Source organism: Algoriphagus yeomjeoni (genome assembly GCF_049821175.1).
GTDB classification, from domain to species: domain Bacteria; phylum Bacteroidota; class Bacteroidia; order Cytophagales; family Cyclobacteriaceae; genus Algoriphagus; species Algoriphagus yeomjeoni_A.
The window spans coordinates 4,815,081-4,838,375 of sequence record NZ_CP187512.1 but is presented as its reverse complement, the minus strand read 5'-3'; the positions used below and the strand labels follow the sequence as shown (position 1 = coordinate 4,838,375).

General features: G+C 39.2%; 20 protein-coding genes. 5 read left to right on the top strand and 15 right to left on the bottom strand.

Annotated elements, in window-relative coordinates:
• Positions 1-183: 183 nt before the first annotated feature.
• The 14 genes from ACPUEN_RS20025 to ACPUEN_RS19960 all read right to left on the bottom strand — a co-directional run bounded on the left by ACPUEN_RS20025 (position 184) and on the right by ACPUEN_RS19960 (position 14,200).
• Positions 184-792, bottom strand: a complete 609-nt coding sequence (locus ACPUEN_RS20025) for an alpha/beta hydrolase (RefSeq protein ID WP_425637693.1) — start codon at positions 790-792, stop codon at positions 184-186.
• Positions 785-1,735 carry a ring-cleaving dioxygenase gene (locus ACPUEN_RS20020; RefSeq protein ID WP_425637692.1) on the bottom strand — a complete coding sequence of 317 codons (951 nt, stop codon included), beginning with the start codon at positions 1,733-1,735 and terminating at the stop codon, positions 785-787. Before ACPUEN_RS20020 ends, ACPUEN_RS20025 begins: the two co-directional genes overlap by 8 nt.
• Positions 1,736-1,786: 51 nt before the next feature.
• Positions 1,787-2,341 carry a YceI family protein gene (locus ACPUEN_RS20015; RefSeq protein ID WP_425637691.1) on the bottom strand — a complete coding sequence of 185 codons (555 nt, stop codon included), beginning with the start codon at positions 2,339-2,341 and terminating at the stop codon, positions 1,787-1,789.
• A gap of 74 nt (positions 2,342-2,415) precedes the next feature.
• Positions 2,416-2,868: a MarR family winged helix-turn-helix transcriptional regulator gene (locus tag ACPUEN_RS20010; protein ID WP_425637690.1), complete on the bottom strand. Its 453-nt coding sequence runs from the start codon at positions 2,866-2,868 to the stop codon at positions 2,416-2,418.
• Between the two features lie 159 nt (positions 2,869-3,027).
• The gene (locus ACPUEN_RS20005) at positions 3,028-3,828 is read right to left on the bottom strand and encodes an alpha/beta fold hydrolase (protein WP_425637689.1); all 801 of its coding nucleotides are present in this window, start codon (positions 3,826-3,828) and stop codon (positions 3,028-3,030) included.
• Positions 3,829-3,903: 75 nt separating this feature from the next.
• Positions 3,904-5,493: an amidohydrolase family protein gene (locus tag ACPUEN_RS20000; RefSeq protein WP_425637688.1), complete on the bottom strand. Its 1,590-nt coding sequence runs from the start codon at positions 5,491-5,493 to the stop codon at positions 3,904-3,906.
• Positions 5,494-5,625: 132 nt separating this feature from the next.
• Positions 5,626-6,441, bottom strand: a complete 816-nt coding sequence (locus tag ACPUEN_RS19995) for an enoyl-ACP reductase FabI (RefSeq protein WP_111612857.1) — start codon at positions 6,439-6,441, stop codon at positions 5,626-5,628.
• A gap of 86 nt (positions 6,442-6,527) precedes the next feature.
• Complete coding sequence (recN, locus tag ACPUEN_RS19990; RefSeq protein ID WP_425637687.1) at positions 6,528-8,180, bottom strand: DNA repair protein RecN; 1,653 nt, start codon at positions 8,178-8,180, stop codon at positions 6,528-6,530.
• Between the two features lie 39 nt (positions 8,181-8,219).
• A complete protein-coding gene (locus ACPUEN_RS19985) occupies positions 8,220-9,122 on the bottom strand; it encodes a DUF4835 family protein (protein WP_425637686.1) in 903 nt (300 codons plus the stop codon).
• Positions 9,123-9,150: 28 nt separating this feature from the next.
• Complete coding sequence (gene coaBC / locus ACPUEN_RS19980) at positions 9,151-10,359, bottom strand: bifunctional phosphopantothenoylcysteine decarboxylase/phosphopantothenate--cysteine ligase CoaBC (RefSeq protein WP_425637685.1); 1,209 nt, start codon at positions 10,357-10,359, stop codon at positions 9,151-9,153.
• Between the two features lie 4 nt (positions 10,360-10,363).
• Positions 10,364-10,678, bottom strand: coding sequence for a DNA-directed RNA polymerase subunit omega (locus ACPUEN_RS19975; RefSeq protein ID WP_091698232.1), 315 nt, complete (start codon positions 10,676-10,678; stop codon positions 10,364-10,366).
• 20 nt (positions 10,679-10,698) lie between these two features.
• Positions 10,699-11,607, bottom strand: a complete 909-nt coding sequence (locus ACPUEN_RS19970; protein ID WP_425637684.1) for an outer membrane protein assembly factor BamD — start codon at positions 11,605-11,607, stop codon at positions 10,699-10,701.
• A gap of 67 nt (positions 11,608-11,674) precedes the next feature.
• The gene (locus ACPUEN_RS19965; RefSeq protein ID WP_425637683.1) at positions 11,675-12,391 is read right to left on the bottom strand and encodes a T9SS type A sorting domain-containing protein; all 717 of its coding nucleotides are present in this window, start codon (positions 12,389-12,391) and stop codon (positions 11,675-11,677) included.
• A 159-nt stretch (positions 12,392-12,550) separates the two neighbouring features.
• The gene (locus tag ACPUEN_RS19960) at positions 12,551-14,200 is read right to left on the bottom strand and encodes an OstA-like protein (RefSeq protein WP_425637682.1); all 1,650 of its coding nucleotides are present in this window, start codon (positions 14,198-14,200) and stop codon (positions 12,551-12,553) included.
• Positions 14,201-14,248: 48 nt separating this feature from the next.
• On the opposite strand from ACPUEN_RS19960, the gene tilS reads away from it, so the two are divergent.
• The 5 genes from tilS (at position 14,249) to ACPUEN_RS19935 (ending at position 21,703) form a co-directional block, all read left to right on the top strand.
• The gene (gene tilS / locus ACPUEN_RS19955) at positions 14,249-15,571 is read left to right on the top strand and encodes a tRNA lysidine(34) synthetase TilS (RefSeq protein ID WP_425637681.1); all 1,323 of its coding nucleotides are present in this window, start codon (positions 14,249-14,251) and stop codon (positions 15,569-15,571) included.
• Positions 15,572-15,574: 3 nt separating this feature from the next.
• The gene (locus tag ACPUEN_RS19950; RefSeq protein WP_111612864.1) at positions 15,575-16,090 is read left to right on the top strand and encodes a Crp/Fnr family transcriptional regulator; all 516 of its coding nucleotides are present in this window, start codon (positions 15,575-15,577) and stop codon (positions 16,088-16,090) included.
• A 147-nt stretch (positions 16,091-16,237) separates the two neighbouring features.
• Positions 16,238-17,173, top strand: coding sequence for a malate dehydrogenase (mdh, locus tag ACPUEN_RS19945; RefSeq protein ID WP_425637680.1), 936 nt, complete (start codon positions 16,238-16,240; stop codon positions 17,171-17,173).
• A 100-nt stretch (positions 17,174-17,273) separates the two neighbouring features.
• Positions 17,274-19,979 (top strand): hypothetical protein, encoded by a 2,706-nt coding sequence (locus ACPUEN_RS19940; protein ID WP_425637679.1) that lies wholly within the window; start codon positions 17,274-17,276, stop codon positions 19,977-19,979.
• Between the two features lie 68 nt (positions 19,980-20,047).
• Positions 20,048-21,703, top strand: a complete 1,656-nt coding sequence (locus ACPUEN_RS19935) for a mechanosensitive ion channel family protein (protein ID WP_425637678.1) — start codon at positions 20,048-20,050, stop codon at positions 21,701-21,703.
• A 5-nt stretch (positions 21,704-21,708) separates the two neighbouring features.
• Here the strand turns inward: ACPUEN_RS19935 and ACPUEN_RS19930 are convergent, their stop codons facing one another.
• Entirely contained in the window at positions 21,709-23,268 is a 1,560-nt protein-coding gene (locus ACPUEN_RS19930; RefSeq protein WP_425637677.1) for a hypothetical protein, read from the bottom strand.
• Positions 23,269-23,295: the final 27 nt, after the last annotated feature.

The window sequence follows — 23,295 nt, the reverse complement described above, 5'->3', positions numbered from 1 at the left end:
AATACCATCTATTTATTTTAATATCAGACTCTTATGATATAATTATTAAGCCAATTTTCATTCATTTCAGTCTTAAAAAATGGTAGGGATGAGTAAAAAAATTAAACTTGAACCATAAAATTTTGGTCATAAAAAAATCCTCTGACAAACTGCCAGAGGATTTTTCGAATTAAGAAAACCTATTTACAATATATTCCCATTTACCCAATCAATTTCTTCCTGACGGATAGTATGATTGGAATCCTTGAAAATCGACAATTTCACATTTGCACCCATCCTGCTCAGTAGGGTTTCTGATTCATTTATTCTGGAAAGTGGCACATGAAAATCTTTTTCGCTGCTGCCAATAAAGATCTTAGTATTTCCAAAATCACCAGAATATTTATCAGACTGAACCTTTTCCCCGATCAATCCACCGGTAAAGGCAATTACTCCGCCTAGTTTCTGAGCATTTTGCGCAGCAAACTCTAGGCTTAGACAAGCTCCCTGAGAAAATCCTATCAGAACCACATTCTCAGGGGAGATTCCTGCTTGAGAAATTTGATTCCAAGCATCTTTAATGATACCCAGAGATTTCTTCAAAGCTTCCTGATTTGCTTCATCCGGAGCCATGAAGCTGTAAGGATACCAAGACGCACCATTTGCTTCAGGCGCCAATAGAGCATAATCATCTAGGTTGAGATATTTGGACAACGACAGGATACTTTCAGCATTTGCTCCTCTCCCATGAATTAGGATAGCAGCTCTTGTTGCTTGATCCAATGGAATCCCAGCTGTTTTTATGTTAGGCATATGACTCTACATTTAATGTAACAGGTGTCAAACTCTCTTCAAGTTTTTTACGATTCGATTCGGCCCATTCTGGCAATTTGATTAATTCTCCTAAGTGAGCCTCATCTTCATCAATAGCAAATCCTGGCTCATCTGTTGCCACTTCGAAAAGAACTCCACCTGGCTCGCGAAAATAGATAGAAGTAAAGTAATTCCTGTCTTTCACCTCAGTGACCTGATAGCCATTTCTCATCAACATTTCCTGCACTTGAAGCTGCGAAGCTGCATTTTCTGTTCGGAAGGCTATGTGATGAACCGTACCGGCACTTTGCATACCTCTGCTACCAGACTTGTCTATGACAATATCCACAATATCCCCAGGCTTGCCAGCAGTCCCGTATCGGTATCTGCCATTTTCCTCACCTATGAATCGATAATCCATATGCTCTGTAAGTAACTTTTCAGTCAAGTCCTTAGCACGCAGATTTAATGTAGCTCCATAGAAACCTTTAATGGAATGAGCAATTGGCACTTGCCCATAAGACCATCCAGTTCGTTCATCCTGATCATTTGCCACTAACTCAATTCCCATGCTGTCATGATCCTCAAAGCGAATCAGCTTATCGCCGAAGCGAGTTAGTACATCTGAAACAGCAATGCCGTATTTTTTCAAGCGATCTATCCAATAATCTAAAGATCCTGAAGGAATAGAAAAGGCTGTGTAAGTCACTTCTCCAGCTCCTTTGGAACCCTTACGGGCACCAGTGAATGGAAAAGTGGTAAATACTGTGCCTGGTCTACCCAACTCATCTCCAAAATAGAAATGGTAAACTCCCGGCGCATCGAAATTGATAGTCTTCTTCACCAGTCTCAATCCGAGAATTCCAGTGTAGAAATCAATATTTGCTTGTGGGTTTCCAGCAATCGCGGTGATGTGATGGATACCAGTGATTAATGGTTGCATTGAATTTCCTTTCTTTTAAAATAAAAAAGCTGCCAAGAGGCAGCTTTTAGATTATCCGTTTACTTCAACTGATTCTTCTACTTGCTGCTGTACTAATTGTACATTTAAGTGTAGACGAACTTGATCGCTCACTACTACACTTCCTGCCTCAGTCACTGCTGACCAAGTAAGACCAAATTCTTTTCTATTAATTTTACCTTCAATTTCAAAGCCTGCTTTGGTTTGTCCGTAAGGGTCACCTGCAACTCCACCGAAGTCAACTCCAAATTCTACAGTTTTTGTAGTTTCTCTCAAAGTCAAATCGCCCACTAGTTTATAATCTCCTCCTTCATTCTTGATTTTTCCAGAGAAAGTCAATTTAGGATGATTTTCTGCATCAAAGAAATCTACAGACTTCAAATGATTATCTCTGTCTTTCTGATTAGTATCAATGCTATCAATATCTGCAGAGAATGAAACTGCTGCCCCATCGAAATCCTTAGATGTACTTTCTGCAGAACCTTCAAATGACCTGAAATAACCTGTTACTGTAGAGATAACCAAGTGTTTAACTTTGAAAGATACTTCAGAGTGCGTAGGGTCGATAATCCATTTTGTAGTGCTCATAATTTTTGTTGTTTTAGTTAAATTTTTATTTGTATTGATATTAATTGTATAGACACGTATTAATTTAAAATTTTTTAGCCTCGTAATTTATCTAAGAGATTACTCATCAAAATCGCCTCATCTTCAGATAATTTGACAACCTCATAATTAAACCCTTCCATATAAGTCTGGCAGTCACTTAATAGTTTTAATCCTTTATCAGTGATCACAATATCAACTTGACGACGATCTGCTGGACATTCTCTTCTTTCCACCAATTGCTTTATTTTTAGCTTATCCACTAGGCGGCTAGCATTCGACATTTTATTAAGCATTCTATCTTGTATAGAAGACACAGTAGTCGGAACTCCATTTTGACCTCTCAAAATCCTTAACACATTAAATTGTTCTGGGGAAAGATCGAAAGGCTTTAAAATCTTGTTTTGTGCTGACACCAAATAACTATGCGTGTACAGAAGGTTGACCACTAATTTATTATATGGGTCTTTAAACTCCTTCTGCTTAATTGCTTCTTCTAGGCTCCCCATAACTTTTGTTTTTGTATTTAATGTATATACATGTAAATGTAGTAAAAGGTTTCAAAAAGTAAATGAAATTTTTTTTTAAAATAAAAAAGGCCTCAAATGAAGCCTTAGATGAATTAAATAATTATTTTTTTTAGACGGAGTAAATCTCCATCTGGAAAATCAACTTCTCTCAATCAGCCAGTCTCCTATCAAACGGTTTACTTCTTTTGGCTTTTCTATGGAGCTACTATGGCCAGCTCCTATGATTCTATGAAGTTTAGACTTAGGAATACTCATTTGAATAAACTTTGATTTTAAGGGCTTGGTTGCTACATCTTCATCTCCGACAATCACCATGGTGGGACAAGTCACATTTCCTAACTCGTGCTCTATTCCCTTTCTATAAATAACTCCTTCTACAGCCCCAGTGACATTTCTTTTATTTGCTTTCAACTCAGATTTCCAAAAATCAATTTTCTGAGCGTTAAGCGGATCGTTAAGCCAGCTATCCGCAAACATAATCTTCATCACTTTACTCGCTACCGGCGGCACGACGCCTAGCCATTTCACGATTCCATTGAGTGTTTTGTATTTGGGGAGATTTTCTACAGGTTCAGCATTGGCAGATGTACCAAGTAGAATCAGGCTTTTGATCAATTCTGGATATCGAGAGGCTAGCCTCATGCCTACAAACCCTCCCATTGAAAGTCCTGCAAAATGAACTGGACCAATTTTCAATTTATTAATCAAGGCAGCTGCATCTTCCGAAAGCGTATCCATATCAAAAGGCCCCTTTACCTCACTCTGGCCCTGCCCTCTATGGTCATAGGCAATTACTCGAAAACGTGTCTGAAGAAAATCAATCTGATCAGCAAACATCTTGTGACTCCAAAGTAACCCATGGGAAAAAATGATAGTTTGCTCTCCAATTCCTTGATCCGTGTAGAAAATATCGACTCCGTTTACATTGATTTGGGGCATTCTATTATTTGTTTTAAAACCTGCTAATCCAGAAGGTGAAAAGCAGAGCATTCTCAATTTTAATCTAATGTTAGTTTACCAATCTAATCCGGGCTGCTTAATGGTAAAGCCTTCCGACTTTTTTTGCTCGTCTACTATAACTTTTACATCCTCCAAAAGTTTTTTAGCGTCATAAACAATCCCATCCTTCACTGTATACTTTACTCCACCCACTCGGAAAGGTTCATTATTATCATTTATCCTGATAGCACCAGTACCGTAAAGGACTTTCAGATTTAGTAGAGGATTTTCTTCTAGAATCACGAAGTCAGCCAACTTTCCTACCTCTACGGAACCAATCTCCTTTTCCATTCCTAGCAATTCCGCTCCATATAAAGTTGCAGAGCGAAGAACCTCCAGCGGGTGAAAACCCGCTTCTCGTAGCAATTCAAGTTCACGGATGTAAGCAAATCCATAAAGCTGATAGATAAATCCAGAGTCCGATCCTGTGGTCACTCTACCGCCTTTATTCTTATACTCATTTACAAAAGTCATCCATAGCTGATAATTCTCTTTCCACTGAACTTCTTCTTCTGTAGTCCAATCAAACCAATAAGAGCCATGTGACTGACGGCTAGGAGCATAGAATCTCCAAAGTGACGGGAGCGTATATACCTCATGCCACTCAGCAGTTCGAGCACGCATCATATCACGATTAGCCTCATAAATATTAAATGTCGGATCTAAGGTGAAGTCTAATTCAAGCAATTCATTTATCACTTTATTCCAATGTTCAGATCCAGGCTGTGCGGCTTGCTTCCAAAGTTTACCAGCTTCAGCAAACCTGTGCTGCTCATTTTGGTAATTATAGTCCAATCGAAAATCCTGAATGGTACGGTTTTCAAAGAGCGCTTCCGGCAATCCGTACCAGTGTTCCATGGATGTCAAACCTGCTCTAGCTGAATTCAACACATTCCACCTAGCTACGTCCAACTGCTGATGGTGCATGGCAGAGCGAAGTCCAATTCTCTTATTTTCGGAAATAGCAGCTTCCATTACTACTGGATTGGCTCCAAAAAACTTAATTCCGTCCGCTCCTTTCTTGGCATTTTCATTGACCCAGGCTTTTGCTTGCTCCGCAGTAGTTATTGGAGCTTTTGCTCCTTGACCAAAACTGGTATAGGCTAAAATTCTAGGAGCGGTGATTTCATTTGCTGCAGATCGCTTCTTTTGATCAAGCACCCAATCCAACCCATTGCCAGCTGAAGGGTCTCTAATCGTAGTAATTCCATGTGCCATCCAAAGCTTGAACACATATTCAGCTGGAGTGCCCTGACCACTGCCTCCTATATGTCCATGAGAATCTATAAATCCGGGCAGTAAATAATGCCCTTCCAACTCATAAACCTTATCGTCGGGGCCAGCTTTTGGCCTGCGATTTTCATTGATTGGCATTCCAGGATAACCAACCACCTGGATTTGGGCTATTCTATTTTTCTCCACAACAATATCTACAGGACCTACTGGCGGTGCACCGGTACCATCGATTAAGATTACTCCTCTTAGGATCAAGCGTCCATATTGGCCATCTCCTTCATTACGATCTGGCGCAGATTCTATTTGGGAAAAAGAAGGGAAGGAAATGAAAAGGCCAAAAATGGCGAGGAGTAAAAGTCTTTTATTCATAGGAGAAAGTCTTATTCAGATCATTAAGTTAAGTGAAAAAGAATCAGATAAAAGCGAATAACTGACAAAATTATAGCACAAAAAAGCCCTAAGGAGTTTCCAAAGGGCTTTTTCGAGGATTGTTGGTGGAAATTATAAATCCTTAAACTTTTCCATGATGTCTTCAGAAATCCCAGTAAAGGAATATCCTCCGTCGTGGAAGAGGTTTTGCATAGTTACTAATCTAGTATAGTCAGAGAACATCGTCACGATATACTCTGCACAGGCTTCTGCTGAAGCATTTCCCAAAGGAGAAAGAGACTCTGCAAAATTATAAAACGAATCAAATCCTCCGATACCTGTTCCTGCTGTGGTTTTGGTTGGAGACTGAGAAATGGTATTTACTCTCACTTTCTTAAGCTTACCAAATCTGTACCCATAACCTCGAGCAATACTTTCTAACAAAGCTTTTGCGTCAGCCATGTCTGTATAGAAAGGAAATACTTTCTGAGCAGCAATATAGGAAAGACCGATGATTGATCCCCACTCATTCATGACATCTTGCTTCTCAGCCACTTGCATCATCTTATGGAAAGAGATTGCAGACACATCGTATGATTTCATGGCCCAATCGTAGTTAAGGTCTCCATAAGATCTCCCTTTTCTAATGTTTGGGGACATGCCAATGGAATGCAAAAGGAAATCAAAATTTCCTCCAAGATACTCTTTGGCTTCTGTGTAAAGTTTCTCGATATCTTCAGTGCTTGTAGCATCCGCAGGAATAACGATGGTATCACATTCCTTTGCAAGGTCATTGATGGCACCCATTCTCATTGCGATTGGAGCATTTGTCAAAACAAATTTTGCTCCTTGCTCTTTCGCTTTAAGTGCTGTTTTCCACGCAATTGAGTTCTCGTCAAGAGCACCGGTGATGATTCCAAGTTTTCCTTTTAGCAAATTATCTGGCATATAGCTAGGGGGTTATTTTCAAAAATTATTGTTCAAAAATAGGAAAAAATAATCATTCAAGCCTTGCATTTGAGCCGTGGCGGCAATTAACGGCGAAGCAATTCCTTAGCACTTTCTATCGCAGAAGCAGATGGGGATGCACCAGCGATCATTTTGGCAAGCTCTAGCACACGCTCTTCCTGATCTAGTAACTTTATTTTACTTACAGTTTTCTCGGAGGAATTATCCTTGTAAACAAAATAATGCAGATCTCCTTGCCCAGCAACCTGCGGCAAATGCGTAATGCAAATCACTTGGTGCTTTTTAGAAATATCCTGCATCATCCCCACCATTTTCAGTGCGACCTCACCTGAAATCCCTGTGTCAATCTCATCAAAAATCAATGTAGGCATAGCCATTTTATCAGCCATCAAGTATTTAATTGCAAAAAGCAACCTGGAAAACTCCCCTCCTGATGCCACCTTTTTAAGCGGTTGCGGAGAGGAACCTTTATTTGCAGAAAACAGCAATTCAATCTCATCCAATCCATTTACCGTGGGTTCAATGGATTTATGCTCCATGACTACTTTGGAATTCTCCATTCCGAGCCCAGCCAATAGCTTCTCAAGTGAATTTTGAAAATCACTAAAACTTCCCTGTCTTTTCTTTCGAAGAGCTTTTCCTGAATCGGCAACATGAATCTTCGCCTGATCCAATTCTTGCTTTGCGGCAGCAATAGTATCGTCCAAATTTTGAACCTGAAAGACCTTATCTGCCAACTCTCTTTCCAGCTCCATTAGCTCTTCTACAGTAGCTACTCCATGCTTTTTCTGGAGTTGATAGATCTTACTTAGTCTATCACGAGTTTCATCAAGTTTTTCAAAATCAACTTCAACCTTACTGTCCTCATCACCAAGTGTCTCTTCGATATCTTTTAATTCAATATTGACTGCTTGAAATCGTTCTTTCAGCGTTGCAAATACATGCGCAAGTCTCTCGAGAGACTGCATTCCATGTTGGATTTGAGACATTCCCTGTAAAATACCGAATTGCTCATCCTGAAATAGATTCAGTATTTCATTGATTTTCACCTTGATCTCTTCAGCATTCTCTAGGATCTCTTGGCTTGACTCCAACTCGGATTGTTCTCCTTCTTTCATGCCTAGGACACTCAGCTCTTCCAACTGAAATTGATTGAAATCAGCTTCCTTTTGCAATTCAACAGCTTTTTTACTCAGTTCATTAAATGACTTTTGGGCTTTTTGAAAAGCTTTAAAATCGAATTTATATTTTTTAAGCTCTTCCTGAGTTTGAGCAAATGCATCAATTAAACTAAGCTGATAGCTCCCTTCTCCTAGCTGCAGTGTGTCATGCTGGGAATGCACATCCATCAAATAACTACCTAGAGTTTTCAATGAATCTAAAAGGACAGGGGTATCATTGACAAATGAACGGGATTTACCAGCCGGGCTGATTTCCCTTCTAATAATACAAGTTGGTTCGTAATCTAACTCAGCGAGATCAAAGAATTCCTTCAACCCATAGTTTGCTACATCAAAAACTCCCTCAATGACACATTTTTTATCTGCATGAAGTAGGACTTTAGTATCAGACCTATTCCCTAAAAGTAAGCCAACCGCACCCAACATAATTGATTTACCTGCGCCAGTTTCGCCGGTAATCATACTAAGTGCAGAACTAGGCTGCATATGCAGCTGGTCTATCAGAGCATAATTAGAAATGCTGAGAGATTTGAGCATGTGTAATGATTTCGTTTGGGCAAAACTAAAAAATCGAGCTTAGCTTTTCAGCAGCTCATTATACTTTCTCGCATTATTCGGATCAACTTCAAGAAGTAATTCGACAATTTCTGTCCTAACCTCCAAAGAAGCATTTTTCATAATTGACGTAATTTCGTCACTTTTGGCATCCATGAATGAAATAGTAAATATCCCATTTGGTTGCGTTTTGTTTGCTTCTGCCAATATTCGTACAGATTCCAAGATATTTTCATAAGCTTCCTCCGGACTTATCTGCAGAATATCCAAACCCTGACGGTGATACAAATAATATGCATCACGTATCACTGAAAATACAGAAGAAGTATATATATCATTATTTAAAGCATATCGATTTCGACGGTCAGAGGTACTCTGGGTCCAGCCAGGCCTTCCTGATTGCTGAGCGTTATTTACTATATCATTTGCTGCCGCAAAGAATTCACTTCCACCCCGACTTTCAAAGGTGTCATAATCTAAGCCTAAAGCTATCTGAGCATAGAATGCGAGGAGTGAACTTATGTTGTTTAAAAAGGTAAATCGGTTGAACTCAAGCGGCTGGGATTCTATGTAGTCAAAACTCCAATTTCTATCCGCAAAATTAAAAACCAAGCTCTCGTAATTCGTGCCATAAACTGGCCTTACCGTCTGAATTTGAACGGTTGCATTATATGTTCCAACCTGTGGCACATCGTTGATCGTAATCAATAAATTCCCCTTGATACGCTCTTCAGGGCGAAATTCATCTGTTGTCCAAGATCTTCCGTTAAGAAATTGCTCAAAACTAGTCTTCATCTGCTCGAAAACATTGGTATTTTGAATCCTAGCACGATCACTATTAATGATCACTGTAAAATTGAGCTCTTGAGAAAAGCCAATGAAAGAATAGCAAAACAGGAGTAAGAGGAAAATTGCTTTCTTCATAGACTTAAAAATAAGGAAATATCTACGCTCACACCCAAACTGGAATATTTTTGATTTGATCAATAATAAGCTCTGCAATTTTATTTTTTGATTCAACCTCTGACTGCACAGCAAATCCAGAAGCATGAAAAATATGTACTTTGTTCGTATCCACTTGAAATCCTGCTCCAGATTCTTTCATTGAATTGAGAACAATCATATCAAAATTTTTCTTTTTTAACTTCACCTGAGCATTTTCAGTTTCATTTTCCGTCTCTAAAGCAAAGCCAATGTGAACTTGATTTTGCTTTTTATCTGAACCAAGCTTCGCTGCGATATCTACGTTTTTGACTAGAGATATAGAAAGTTTTGTATCACTTTTTTTAATTTTCTCAGGGGCAATTTCTGCTGGTGCATAATCAGCGACGGCAGCAGCAAAAACGCAAATATCCATTTGATTATGGATTTTTGATGCTACTTCAAACATCTCTTTTGCTGATTTCACATCCTGCCAATGAAAGTTACTTTTGTTTACTTTCAAAGAGATCGGGCCAGATACAACAAAAACCTCCGCTCCTCTGGAAAGAAATCCATTTGCCAATGCAAGCCCCATTTTCCCACTTGAGTGATTACTGATGTAACGTACTGGATCTAGCGCCTCTTGTGTAGGCCCCATTGTAATAAGCACTTTTTTTCCTTTGAAATCAGACTGTACAGCAAAGAATTCTTCAACTTTAGATAGAATATCCTCAGGCTCCATCATTCTGCCTTTGCCCGACAAACCACTTGCTAATTCTCCTGCTTCTGCATCAAGAATAATATTTCCGAAGGATTCTAATTTCTGAATATTTGATTCTACCGAAGGATGCTGAAACATATCCAAATCCATCGCAGGGGCTACCATGACAGGGCATCTAGCAGATAAATAGGTGACAGAAAGTAAGTTGTCACAAATACCATTGGCGAACTTCGCGAGGGTATTTGCGCTGATAGGTGCTACTAAAAATAAATCCGCCCATAAACCCAGCTCAACATGATTATTCCATACTCCTGTTTCATCTTTTTGAAATTGACTTAAAACAGGTCGCTTGGAAAGCGTAGCTAAGGTGAGCGGAGTAATAAAGTCAAAAGCAGAAGTGCTCATAATAATTTGCACTTCTGCTCCTGCTTTAATTAATAATCGAGTAAGAAAAGCGGATTTGTAAGCAGCAATGCTACCTGTTACTCCTAAGATAATTTTCTTACCCTTAAGGCTCATAGAATTATTCAGCCGTTGGCTCTTCAGGGAATCTGCTGTACACTTTGCCTTCCATGAATTCTTCCATAGCTAATGTGCTTGGCTTCGGCATTCTTTCGTAGAACTTGGAGATTTCAATTTGCTCTTTATTTTCAAATACCTCTTCCAAATTATCAACAGTAGAAGCAAACTCAGAAAGCTTAATATTCAACTCCTCCTTCAAGGTGTTTGAAATTTGCTTTGCTCTTTGGCCTACAATATGAAGAGACTCGTAGATATTTTCTGTTTTATCAGCGATTTTATCAAGATCTCTTGTAATGATTGATGGATTAATTGCCATATTCTTGTTTGATTATAATTCTATTTTATTTCTACTTCTTCTATTGTCTTATTCTCTAGTGCTCTAGCTTTTTGCTCAGCCAGTCGTTCGTTGTAATCGGCCAAAAGAACTGAATGAGAGACTAGTTCTTCTTTGGCCTTCTCTTCAATTTCTTTCACTTTTCCAGTAAAAGCGCTATTCGGATATCTTCTGTAAAATGAAGTTGCAAACCCTAGAGCATCATCTAATCTATCTTTCTTTTTTAGGAAAGCACTATTTTCAGCATAGCCTGTACTTACCTCAACCAGCTTATAAGCAAGTTCTTCATTATGCTTACTATCTGGATAATCCTTCATGAAATTCTGAAAGTTGATAATGCATGCCCTATAATAATCACCTGGATACAAACCGTCCTTGAGTCTGTAATACATGGATGACTCCAAGTAAGCTTTTTGCTCAAATCTTCCTTGCAAATCAACTAGCATTTCCATTGCACGCTCATAGCTTGCAGACGCTGGAAATTTGGTCACAAACTGCTGTATTGCAGAAACTGCTTCCTGTGAACTCTGTTGATCAAGATTCGCATCCGGAGCATCCAAATAAAGGGAATAAGCATTCATAAATAACGCTTCTTCAGCAAGAGGGCTCCTATTATATGTTCTATAGAAATTACTGAAATATCCAGCTGCCTCAATGTATCTTTTTGTCTTGAAATGACAATTAGCATAGTTGTAATCTGCTAACTCAGCTTTCTCACTACCTCTGATAACTGGCAACACTTTGTCATACAGGATAATAGCTTTATTGTATTCCCCTTCCTGATAATATTTGTTGGCACCTGCATATAGCTCTTCCCAATTCGTGCTCTTTTCAAGCTTATTGAATGGGCCACAAGAACTTGTAGCAAGTATAATAAGTAGTAATAGAATGGATTGTACGCGCATTTTCATTTTCAAGACCGCAAATATACGGGATAATAATTCGGATTCAAATGGATGTTAGCTGGATAGTCAAGTCTTACTTCTTGACAACGAGCTTCTTGGTCACAATATTTTTATTGTCCAAGAAAAGGGTGTAGAAATAAATTCCAGGATTGAAGTCTGCAACATTAATTGGAAGCGTGCTCCTTTCGGGATCTAGTTCATAGTCTGCTATTGGGTTCCCAATAAAGCTATTTATCGATATTCTCGCCTTAACCGATTTGTTTTTGATGTTATAATCAAACTGAGCAATTCTCACGCTAGGATTGGGATAGACATCGCTAAGCACGATATCCTTATAATCAAACTCATCAACTTTATCTGACGGATCATCAACCTCATACCTAGCTTCAACGACAAACAGATCTCTTAAATTGCTCTCATTGACAAATGATAAATCAAAAGATCCTCTCGTTTCAGCTATTCCCATATCAAATACTAAATACAAATCTGTGAGAAGCTCACCTGGCTCCAATTTCAATTTGATTTTGGCTAAGTCTTTTTTCGGGTCGTAACATGTATCTCCAATACAAATACTAACCTTCTGGGAGGACCCTATATTTCCACGTAGGCTTTTCAAAAGGTAAGTTTTTACTTGATTGGACTCGTTTTGAAGGATAATAGTTTTGCGTTTTGTCGAACCTAAATCTCCACGAAACTCAACTCCATCACTCAACACACGCACCTGTTGGGCCACCGCAAATACGGGAGCCAACAGCCAAAGCCATGTAAAAAATATGAGTAATCGTTTCATGTAGAGTTTTTATCGATACGCCTTTAGTATAGTAACTGTAGTCAATATACGGACAAAATTATACCAATGGCTATGTATTTAGATAAAAATGCGGTTAAAATCTGTTAACCCTAATGAAATTTTTCAGCTACTTGTGCGTTAGCTTAAACCTAGAAAAGCCTACAACTGTGATGGAATCTTTTTTTCTGGTTTCCAACCACGTTTTTCCAGTGATTTTCGGATATCTTCTTCCGTAGGCAGAATCAATTCTATATCCGGTTCATTGAATAAATTTTCTGCATCTAGATCTATTTCGTCAGGCTTTCTCCACAAAAAAATATCTTCTAGTGTAGGCCTTTCTTCAAATCTCCAGTTGAAACCCTCTAATCTGGAATTTTCTTCCGTAATGAGTTGGAAGGGGGTGAACTTGCCATCAGGTTTGATTCCATAGGTTACCCGCTGAATCGCACCATCTTTGAACCTGAGCTTGATGTTAGCACTCAGCGTTTTATTGATCCCCTGAGATATGGTATCTGCTTGCAAAGCGAAATAGAGGGATTCTCCGTTGCCTTCAATATCAATCCTTTCCATTTGCCCGTCTCTAAAATACCCATCCATGGTTCTACCCTTCATCTGGTTGAAGTTCATTATGGTGTCCTGAGTGATGACGAATACTTTATCTTTCATAAAGACACGCTCGAGTTCTTCATTTGCAATGTAAAAAACCATACTATCTGCGGTGATTTGGCTTTTTTGATTCCACATTACTGGGCTTTTAAATAGTTGTATGGAAGAATCCGCATAATTATAAACCAAGGAATCCGCTACACCGGACATGTCAGATTTTACTAATCTAACTGACCTAAATGCCAGTAAATATTTCATAGAATCAGCCTCTCCATCCTGTGATATCAAGGAGTCTGAGGCCATGTAGAGTGTATCTTTTTCGAAATACCTTCTTACCAGTGCATTCCCATGGACTAAACTATATTTTCGCTCATCCCAATACTCTCCTACATCTCCAAATACTTCAACTTGACGTTCTTTATTGAGTACGCTTACATTTTCTTTGCCTTCATAATAGGCGTCAAGCTCACTGTAAAATAGCTCTTTTGCCTTAATCCGGCTTGTTTCTGTTTCTACAACCCCTTCATAAAACCTGAATTTCTTGCCTTGCGTGTCATAAAAACTGCCATTTTGAGCATCCAGCGTATTCCCTTCTGTTGATATCAGGTTGGTCAACCCTTTGGTCTCAGCCGTCTTAGGGATGGTCAAATAAATCAAATCATTGGTCTTCATGGTGTAGTCAGGATTGACTAGAACCACATCATTTTTGAAAGTGATTTTCTCAATATTTACTTCATAAGTCCCTCTTTGACTAGTCAAAACATTTACAGAGTCCACTACTTTTCCATCATTGAAATAATATGCAATGTTCGCCTCACGGTCATAATCAAGGTATTCAGTGGTCAACGTAGTTTTTTGATTCGTGAAAACTACATTATTTCGGAGCTTAGCAAGCTTAGTATTCCCATCGTACTCAGCATATCTACTGGTAGTCTGCACAGGATCTTCCGTATCTACTATTCTCACATTCCCAAATAGACGTGCTTTGTTTTCCAATCTAAAGAAATGTGCAGAATCGCAATAGATCAGCGAGTTTTGATGCTTCATCTTTACATCTCCTACTAACCTTTCATATCCGTCACTGCCGATCAACTCACCCGCGCCGTTAATCTCCAAAACCGATGTTTCCTGGGCTTGAGAAGAAAATGATATGACCCAAAAAGTCAGAAGGAAAAAGGAAATACGAAAGAGGGCTGAAGTCATAGCTGCACGAATGTGGGCAAAATTAGTAGAAAATGATATTTTTGATCAATGGTTGAAGCTTTTATCCGGCATATCCGGAACAAATCAATTTTAGATCCCACCAAAACCTACCTATTAGCTAGTAGTGGTGGAATGGACAGCATGTGCTTAGGCAATCTTCTTACCAAAGCAGAAATTCCATTTGAAATAGCTCATGTTAATTTTCAATTAAGGAGTGAGGAAAGTGATCAGGACGAAGAATTTCTAAGAAATTGGGCTAAAACGCTTGAGATACCTTTCCATGTACATCATGCTGACACCTATGCTTACGCATCAGAAAGAAATATCTCTACGCAAATGGCGGCAAGAGAGGTTCGGTATGCTTGGTTTGAAAAGTTAAGATCGGAAAGAAAATTAGCCGGGATCATCACTGCTCATCACGAAGACGATCAAATTGAAACAATATTTCTAAACTTACTCCGAGGAACTGGTATAGAAGGTATTTATGGAATGGCAGATCGCCGAGGTTGGTTGATCCGCCCCATACTTCCATTTAGCCGAAAAGAAATTGAAGAATATATATTGGAAAACCAAATCGAATGGAGGGAAGATAGCTCAAATGAAAAGACTGATTATAAGAGAAACAAACTTCGCCATATTAGTTTACCTGCACTTTATGAGGTTGGCGATGATGCAAAATCAAACCTGCTAAACAGCTTTGAAAGATTAAAAGATACTGGAAAGGCATTTACTGCACTCTTTGACAATTGGAAATCTGAGAAAATCAAAGAATCTGATGATCTTCAAATTCTTTCATCACAGAACCTTCTACGACATGCAGGCGCATCTTCCCTACTGTATTTTTGGCTCCGCCCCTATGGCTTCAATTCAGATCAGGCACAGGATATTTTGGAAACAAGCCAATCCACTACTGAATCTGGAAAATTATTCGAAAGCAGCACGCATCTGCTAAATATTGATCGTGATCAATTGATTTTGGCACCTATACCTAGTGAGTTTGAATCGATTTCAATTACAGCCAGTGATATTGAATTTACCTTACCGGAAGGCGGATATGAACTCCTAAAATTAGATGGCCGCGAGGCTTTGGACAAAAGTCGGCAAAATGCCATGCTTGATTTAGAACGCTTGAGTTTTCCGCTCGAGATCAGGACTTGGCAGGAAGGTGATCGGTTTATTCCTCTTGGCATGAAAAATGCAAAGAAAATCTCTGACTTTTTGATAGATTTAAAGGTACCTGTGGTGAAAAAACGAGGTATAAAAGTATTAATTTCAGAAGATCAAATAGCTTGGGTAATTGGATATAGAATCGCTGATTGGGCAAAATCAACAGCAGCTACACGGAAATTACTTTATCTAAAAAAGCAATAAACAATGCGGAATCCATTTTCTAAAACATACACTGAAGCTGAGGAAAATATGTTCCATTTTCTAGGGCAGATTAAGTTTTTTGAAAACTTGAAGGAAAAGGAAATGGCTCGATTTATCCCTGCTATGCATCATCGAAAGTATGTGAAGGACGAGGTAGTTTTCTTCAGTAAAGATCCAAGTCAGGCGCTTTATTTAGTTAAAAGCGGAGAAATATCCCTAACTATTGACATCAAGGATAATTTTGAAACGATTCTTGAAATCAAGCGAGGTGAGGCCTTTGGAGAAAATTCATTGATCGAAAATGCCAAGAGAACTTACACTGCATTAATAGTGTCAGATGAGGCAGAACTGATTGTAATCCCTCATTTTGCGATGCAGGAGATTTTTGACAGCAATCCAAAGATCAAGGCAAAAATGATGACTTCACTTGCGGAATACTATAACCAAAACAATCAAAGACTTTTTCGCTCCTACAGAGAATCCTTTGGATTTTTCAGCCTGCGTCAAATGTTTGAATAACCTAGTTCAAACTTTCAGTTTTCACTTTTGTCAAAAATCCTTAATTACTTCCAAAGAATTCTGGACTCGGTTTCCGATACTAGGCATTGTTTAATATCTTAGCGCCGCTTTTTAACGCAAAAAATTCATAAAAAATCTATAAATCTAATGAGCAAAGTAACCGTAGTAGGAGCTGGTAACGTGGGCGCAACTTGCGCAGACGTATTGGCTTATCGTGAAATCGCTGAGGAAATTGTATTAATCGATATCAAAGAAGGCGTTGCTGAAGGTAAGGCACTTGATATTTTCCAGAAGGCACCAATTAATCAATACGATAGCCGTACCACTGGAAGCACAAATGATTATACTAAAACTGCCAATTCAGATGTAGTTGTGATCACTTCTGGCCTTCCTCGTAAGCCAGGTATGACTCGTGACGACTTGATCGAAACCAACGCTGGCATAGTGAAATCTGTGACTGAGAATGTAATTAAGCATTCACCTAACGCAATCATCATCGTGGTTTCAAACCCTCTTGATGTAATGACTTATCAGGCACACATCACTGCAGGTACTTCTAGAAATAAGGTGATTGGAATGGCTGGTATCTTGGATACAGCGCGTTACAGAGCTTTCCTCGCTGAAGAATTGAATGTTTCTCCAAAAGAGATTCAGGCCATCCTGATGGGCGGGCATGGTGATACTATGGTTCCACTGCCTCGTTACACTACTGTAGCTGGTATTCCAGTGACTGAATTAGTAGCAAAAGACAAACTTGATGCAATCATCGAAAGAACTAAGTTCGGTGGCGGAGAGCTAGTAAAGCTAATGGGTACTTCTGCTTGGTATGCTCCAGGAGCTGCAGCTGCGCAAATGGTAGAAGCAATCTTGAAAAATCAAAGAAGAGTATTCCCAGTTTGTATTAAACTAGAAGGTGAGTACGGAATCGACGATTGCTACCTTGGTGTACCAGTTATTCTTGGCAAAAACGGCGTTGAGAAAGTGTTGGAACTAGACTTAAACGCTGAAGAAAAAGCACTTCTTGAGACTTCTAGAGGTCATGTGAAAGAAGTGATGGAAGTTTTGAACAAACTAGGTAAGTAAAACTAGTTTAGTTATACATCAGACCTGAGATTCTCTAGCTTTTGCGAAGGTTTCTTAGGTCTGATTTTTGTAATATGTTGTCTGAACCATCGTTGAACCTGTGAAGATCTGGAAAAGCCTTCTTATACTTTTTATCACCTTACTCCTAGCTGCAGGAGGTTTCTGGGTTTACAAATCCTACTTTTCAACTCGCAGAATCAATAGCTTAGAAGTAATCAGCCAAAATGCCGTCTTTGTCTTTGAAACTTACGCAGGTGCAAATCAATGGAACACACTGGTAAATGATCCGGTTTGGGAAATTTTAAAAGCATTCCCAGCTTTTCAAAGACTATCTGACCAACTCATTACCTTAGACAGCCTAAATGGAGAATCAGGCGAAATAGCAAAATCTCTAAACGGCCAACAAGCTACCATCAGCCTTCATTCCACTGGTATTGAGACATTCGAACTACTTTTTACCATCAATCTCAATACATCCACTACTACAGATTTCATCGAAGAAATTGAATCAAGAATCCCAACAGGATCTAGATTCCAATCTCGAAAATACTCTGATCAAGATGTATTGGAATACTATGATGCTGACAACAATCGACTTTGGAGCATTACATTATTAGGAGATTTGGCGGTGATATCATCTTCCTCCTTCTTAGTAGAAGAAGCTATCCGCTTTTATGTCAATGAAGACCAATTAAGTTTTTACTCCCTAGCAAAAACTATCCCTTATAATTCCGATGCACAAGGCAGACTTATCATCGACGGCAAAGGATTATCCAGCCTGCTAAAAGGTGTTGGTGGATTGAGAGAAAGCCCGACAATTGCTGCTTTGGAAATTATGCCTGGAGTCGTCTCTCTGGACCTTATTTTGGAAGAAAATCAGATGGTTTTCAAAGGACCGGTGGTTTATGAAGAAGATGTTAATTTCACTCCATCTATCCAGGCAAATCTTGCAGCCATCGAGGATGTAATCTCCATTCGTACGCTAGCACTGACTCAGATTAATTTAGAGAGCATCTATGAAACTCAGAAAATCACCAATCGCGCTTTTACAGCGAGGGCAACTTTCAGTGGAGACATACAACGCAAGCTATTAGACAAGGGATTTTTAGATTCATTTACAGGAGAATTGTATTTACTGGATCTTGAAAATGCTGGAGGTGCTGATCAAAACCTCGCGCTGTTGGCTCGAACTAGAGATGCAGATCTTGCTATACAGCAACTCAAAGAGTTTCAAGAAAGCGAGAGTGACGAAGGGTCGGATTTCTATTCAGGACATGAGATTCTTTACCTTTCAGAGGAAGAATTCCCTGCACATTTATTTGGTGGAAAATTCACAGGCTTTGGGCAAACTTTTATTACTTCAGAAAATGATGTTTTAATCTTCACCAATTCTCAGCAAGCAATGAAGCTGATGCTGGACGATATCAATTCTGGAAGTACCTGGGGAAAATCTTCTAGAGCTCCCGAAGCGAAAAAGGACCTGAGCCCAACTTCTGGCTTTAGTCGTATTTACCTTACAAATAATATTTGGGACACTTGGACAAAAAAGGCAAATCCATCCTGGAGTTCATTCTTACAGAAATATTCAGAGGCATTCCTTTCCTTCCCTTGGGTTTCTTTTAAAATAAACCAGCTTCAGGGCAAGACAGAGGCTACACTCAGCTTTCCATATGATGGTGACTCCAAACCGACTATTGAAACTACCGATGCAATTTCTCTGCAGCCGAGTAATAGAATTTCCTTTGACAACCAGTTAATCTATGGTCCAAAATCAATTATCAACTATCAGGATAATACGGAAGATTTACTGGTACAGGACCAAAACAATGTTCTCCATTTAATCAATTCTGCTGGTCAGGAAGTTTATTCAGAGCAACTTACAGGTCCTATAGTTTCAGATGCTTTTCAAATTGATTACTACAAAAATGGAAAGCTTCAGCTATTGGTCGCTACAGCTGATAAAATCTATGGAATTGATAGGCTAGGAACTCAACTTCCAGGCTATCCGTTAGGAGCAAACGGAGAGAAAATCACACATCTCAACTTAGTTGATTATAGCAACTCAAAAGATTACCGCTTTTTCATCAGTACCGAAGCCGGCAACTTATATTTAATAGACAAGACGGGTGACAAGCTGGAAGGCTGGAATCCAAATCGCATTGGAGCCAAAACTATTGGTGCACCGGCTCATTATCGCGTACCAGGAAAAGGAGATTACATGGTGGCTTTGACTGAAAATGGGGCTCTTCAGCTTTTTAACCGAAGAGGCGAAAGCCAAGCGGGTTCTTCGATCAAATTAGGCGATTCTTTCACGTCTGGGCTGATATCCTGGCGCGACCCGAAGTCTAGGTCTAGCCAGTTGGTGGGAATTACTGCAAATGGAGAGGTAATACATACCAACTTCAATGGGGAGATTGGATATAGGAACCAACTTGTCAAGGACGATCGTGATAGTGAATTCCTGCTTGTGCCAGATCAGAAACAAAACGATTTTGTATTTATCTCACGACAGTATAACGAGGTAACCGTTCTTGATAGAAGTGAAAAAAACCTCTTCAGCACGCGAGTTTCTGACGAAAATCTCATCTATCAATATTTTGACTTCGGATCTGACAGGCAATTATTTGCAGTTACTGATCTCAATCAAGGCTTTTGTTACCTGTATGACATGAGTGGAAATCTTCAGACCACCATGCCGCTAGAAAGTACTAGTACAATACAGGTTACCTATCAGTCATCCCTAGGTCAATATCTGATCAGGACGATAAGTGGCTCCACACTTACAGAATTTCAATTAGCAGATTAAGCTGAACCAAATTTTCTTTGGCTTGGGCCTACGAATGGCTACCTTGCAAAAAACTACAGATTCTACTCATGCCGAAAAAGTATTTCCTATCCATACTCCTACTCATTTGGGTTAGTACTAACTCTTTTGCGCAGCTGGTTTTAGATAATCAGGATATTTATGAAGCTGCAAATTCAGTAAATCTGAATTCACCGTATCATACGACACTCTCATTTTTTTATAATCTGGAAGAAGGAAATTATAAGCCAGAAAATGCAGCGAAAACACTGGACCTCTCAGATGTTGAGGCAAAAAATGGAGAGCGTCTTGCTGTAAAACTGAAGCAGATATTTGAGGGTAAAGGAATACTAATTCGAACTAACGATATTCCAAACGAGCAAAACTACTCAGATAGCACATCCGCACAGGATGAAAACATCTATTATTTCGATAAGAAAAAACTGCCGGGAATATTTCTAAAAAAAACCGGTGAAAGTTGGAAATATTCAGCTTTTAGTGTCACCCAGATAGATAAACTTCACTCTGAGACTTATCCTTTCGGTACCGCAAAGCTTCTTAATATCCTCCCTAAAATCGGAAATGAGCAATATCTAGGACTCCATTTATGGCAATTGGTAGGCTTATTCATCCTACTCCTATTGGTTTTTCTTGCGCATTGGGTGTTCACCTTGGTAGTTGACAAATTGATACTTTACCTATTTAAAAGGTATGGCTACGGTAAGGTGGGTGAAGATTATATTTTGCCCGTCGCTCGAGTGATAAGCTTCTATCTAATTGTGGTCTTACTTTCACTTTTCATACGAGTGCTGCAATTGCCAATCGAGATTTGGTCCTGGATAGTGATTGTGTTTAGAACACTGAAGCCTTTTCTGATCACTATCATTTTTTACAAATTGGCAGATGTGGTAGCGGCTTATTTTACCAAGCTAGCAACTAAGACAGAGTCCACTTTAGATGATCAGTTAGTGCCTTTGATGCGAAAAACCCTCAAAGCTTTCGTCATCATCGTTGGTACATTGTTCATCCTTAGAGATGGACTGAACCTCGACATTATCCCATTCCTAACTGGTCTTTCTATAGGTGGTGTAGCTATTGCTTTAGCTGCTCAGGACACCATTAAAAACTTCTTTGGATCGGTGATGATTTTCATTGACAAACCCTTCCAAGTGGGAGATTGGATCACTTCGGGTGATATCGATGGAACTGTGGAAGAAGTAGGGTTTCGATCTACCCGAATCAGGACTTTTAGAAATTCTCTCATGTATGTGCCTAATGGAAAAATAGCGGATGCAGTGCTAGACAATCATGGTTTGAGACAATACAGAAGGTTTTACACCACACTAACAGTCACTTATGACACACCTCCTGCTTTGATCGATGAATTTGTAAAGGGTCTTCGGGAAATTGTATTGGCTCACCCAGATACGCGAAAGGATATGTTTCATGTGTATTTTAACAATCTATCATCTTATAGTCAGGACATCATGTTTTACATTTTCTTCGAAGTGCCTACTTGGGGTGAAGAACTGAGATGCAGACATGAGATTTTGGTAAAGATTGTGAAGCTTGCCAATTCAATCGGGGTGCGATTTGCATTCCCTACTCAGACATTGCACATGGAATCTTTTCCTGAAAAAAAGACGCTTGTCCCTGAATATAGCGGTGGATATGAAGCAAAGTTGAATGACTTCCTTCAGTCAGAACTTAAGCGAAAAAATGATTAAGCAATCTATTTCACTTCAAAAGTTCGTGTGTAATTTCTTGCTTCTCCTTGGGGAGTTTTAGTTTTCAGTGTGATCTGATATTTACCTTTAAGATCAGGGAGCTTTATTTCCATTGAGGCACTAACAGGCTCTGAACCTGGGACATCAGACCAGTAAAGTACAGTTCGCCAATCCATAATTCTTTGATCATCCTTTGGAGCTGTATAAAGCGATTCGGTAGATTTTACTTGAGGCTGAACACCTTCATAGTCGAGATAGATTGAATTCGAAGGGATAGTAAATCCTCCAAAATCATTCTTATAAGAACTGAAACTCATTACCCCTGGAAATTTCTCTTCATTTAAGAAAAAAGTCCGTGTCAACACATCTAACTTTTTGAAATTAGTAGGATCGAATGCTGCCAGCTCATCTGAATTAAAAACAACCAATGCGTCCACTAGCATAAGTGGATTGGAGTCAAACACTGTATTCATGACATTGTCTAAAATTCGAAATTCTTTCTTTTTCTGAATATTCTTTTGCGAAATCTCAGGGACATACTCCTTAATCACCGTACCAACAGTTTCAAATCTGGTATAATCATCAAGCAGGTAGGTTCGATCTTCCAAAAACCCAGTCACTACTGGCATTTGTGTCGCATCATACTCATTGACGAAGTAGCCTTCTATCTGCCCGCCTTTCAGTAATTCCTGTAGATAAGTCTGATCTTCTGGACTTATTTCAAGTTGAGGGAAAATAAATTCTTTTTTAAAATGAGTTGCTGGAGCAGGAGAAACTACTCCAAAATCCAATAAAGATCCATTTTCATCAGCTTGGGCAACCAAATACTTCCAGTTCCTCATCCCTCCTGCATCGAAGTACATGCTTCCATTTGCATCTGGGCGATCTGTAAACAATGCTGACTTTTCTCCATGCAGAGACATGTAATACAATTTGGTGGTATCTATTGTAGCTTCATCTAGCTTGGCTTCGATGACATGCCCAAAAAGCTCTGGGATCAAATTATGCTCATCTATAGACTCATAGGCAGACGATGAAGAAATCATCCCTTGCTCAGCTAAGAAAGGATTCAATGTGGCTATGCTCAAATTGGATTGTTCAACACCGGTAGGCAATTCAATTTTTAAGGTGCTCCCAGCTTCATTTATGAGTTGGGATAACACGATCTCACTTGACTCTTGATTTATTGCAACCAGCTTTCGCTCAGCAACTACTGTAGGAGGAACGGTTTTATTAAATACTGTGATGAACTGTTGAACTAATCCTTCCTCTAAATTTTGGTATGGACTTATTCTGGTAAATACCCGAAGAAGATAATTATCAGATGGCAGATTTGGCGGAATCTGAAGAAAATTAAAACTCTGACCATCCTCTAAGGGCATCTTAGCAATCGCAACTGACTCATTATAGCGATTCAGCAACTCTGCGTAAATGATCTTGGATTCGGTAGGAATGTCTCCATTTAGAGATTTACTATGTATCCAAACTCTTTCTCCTCCAAAATAGATTGTTTTTGGAATGGTAAAAGAGACTGTTTCATTTTCAATAGTCTGTCCTAAGGTCATTGTGATGAAACCCAGAGAACAAATTAA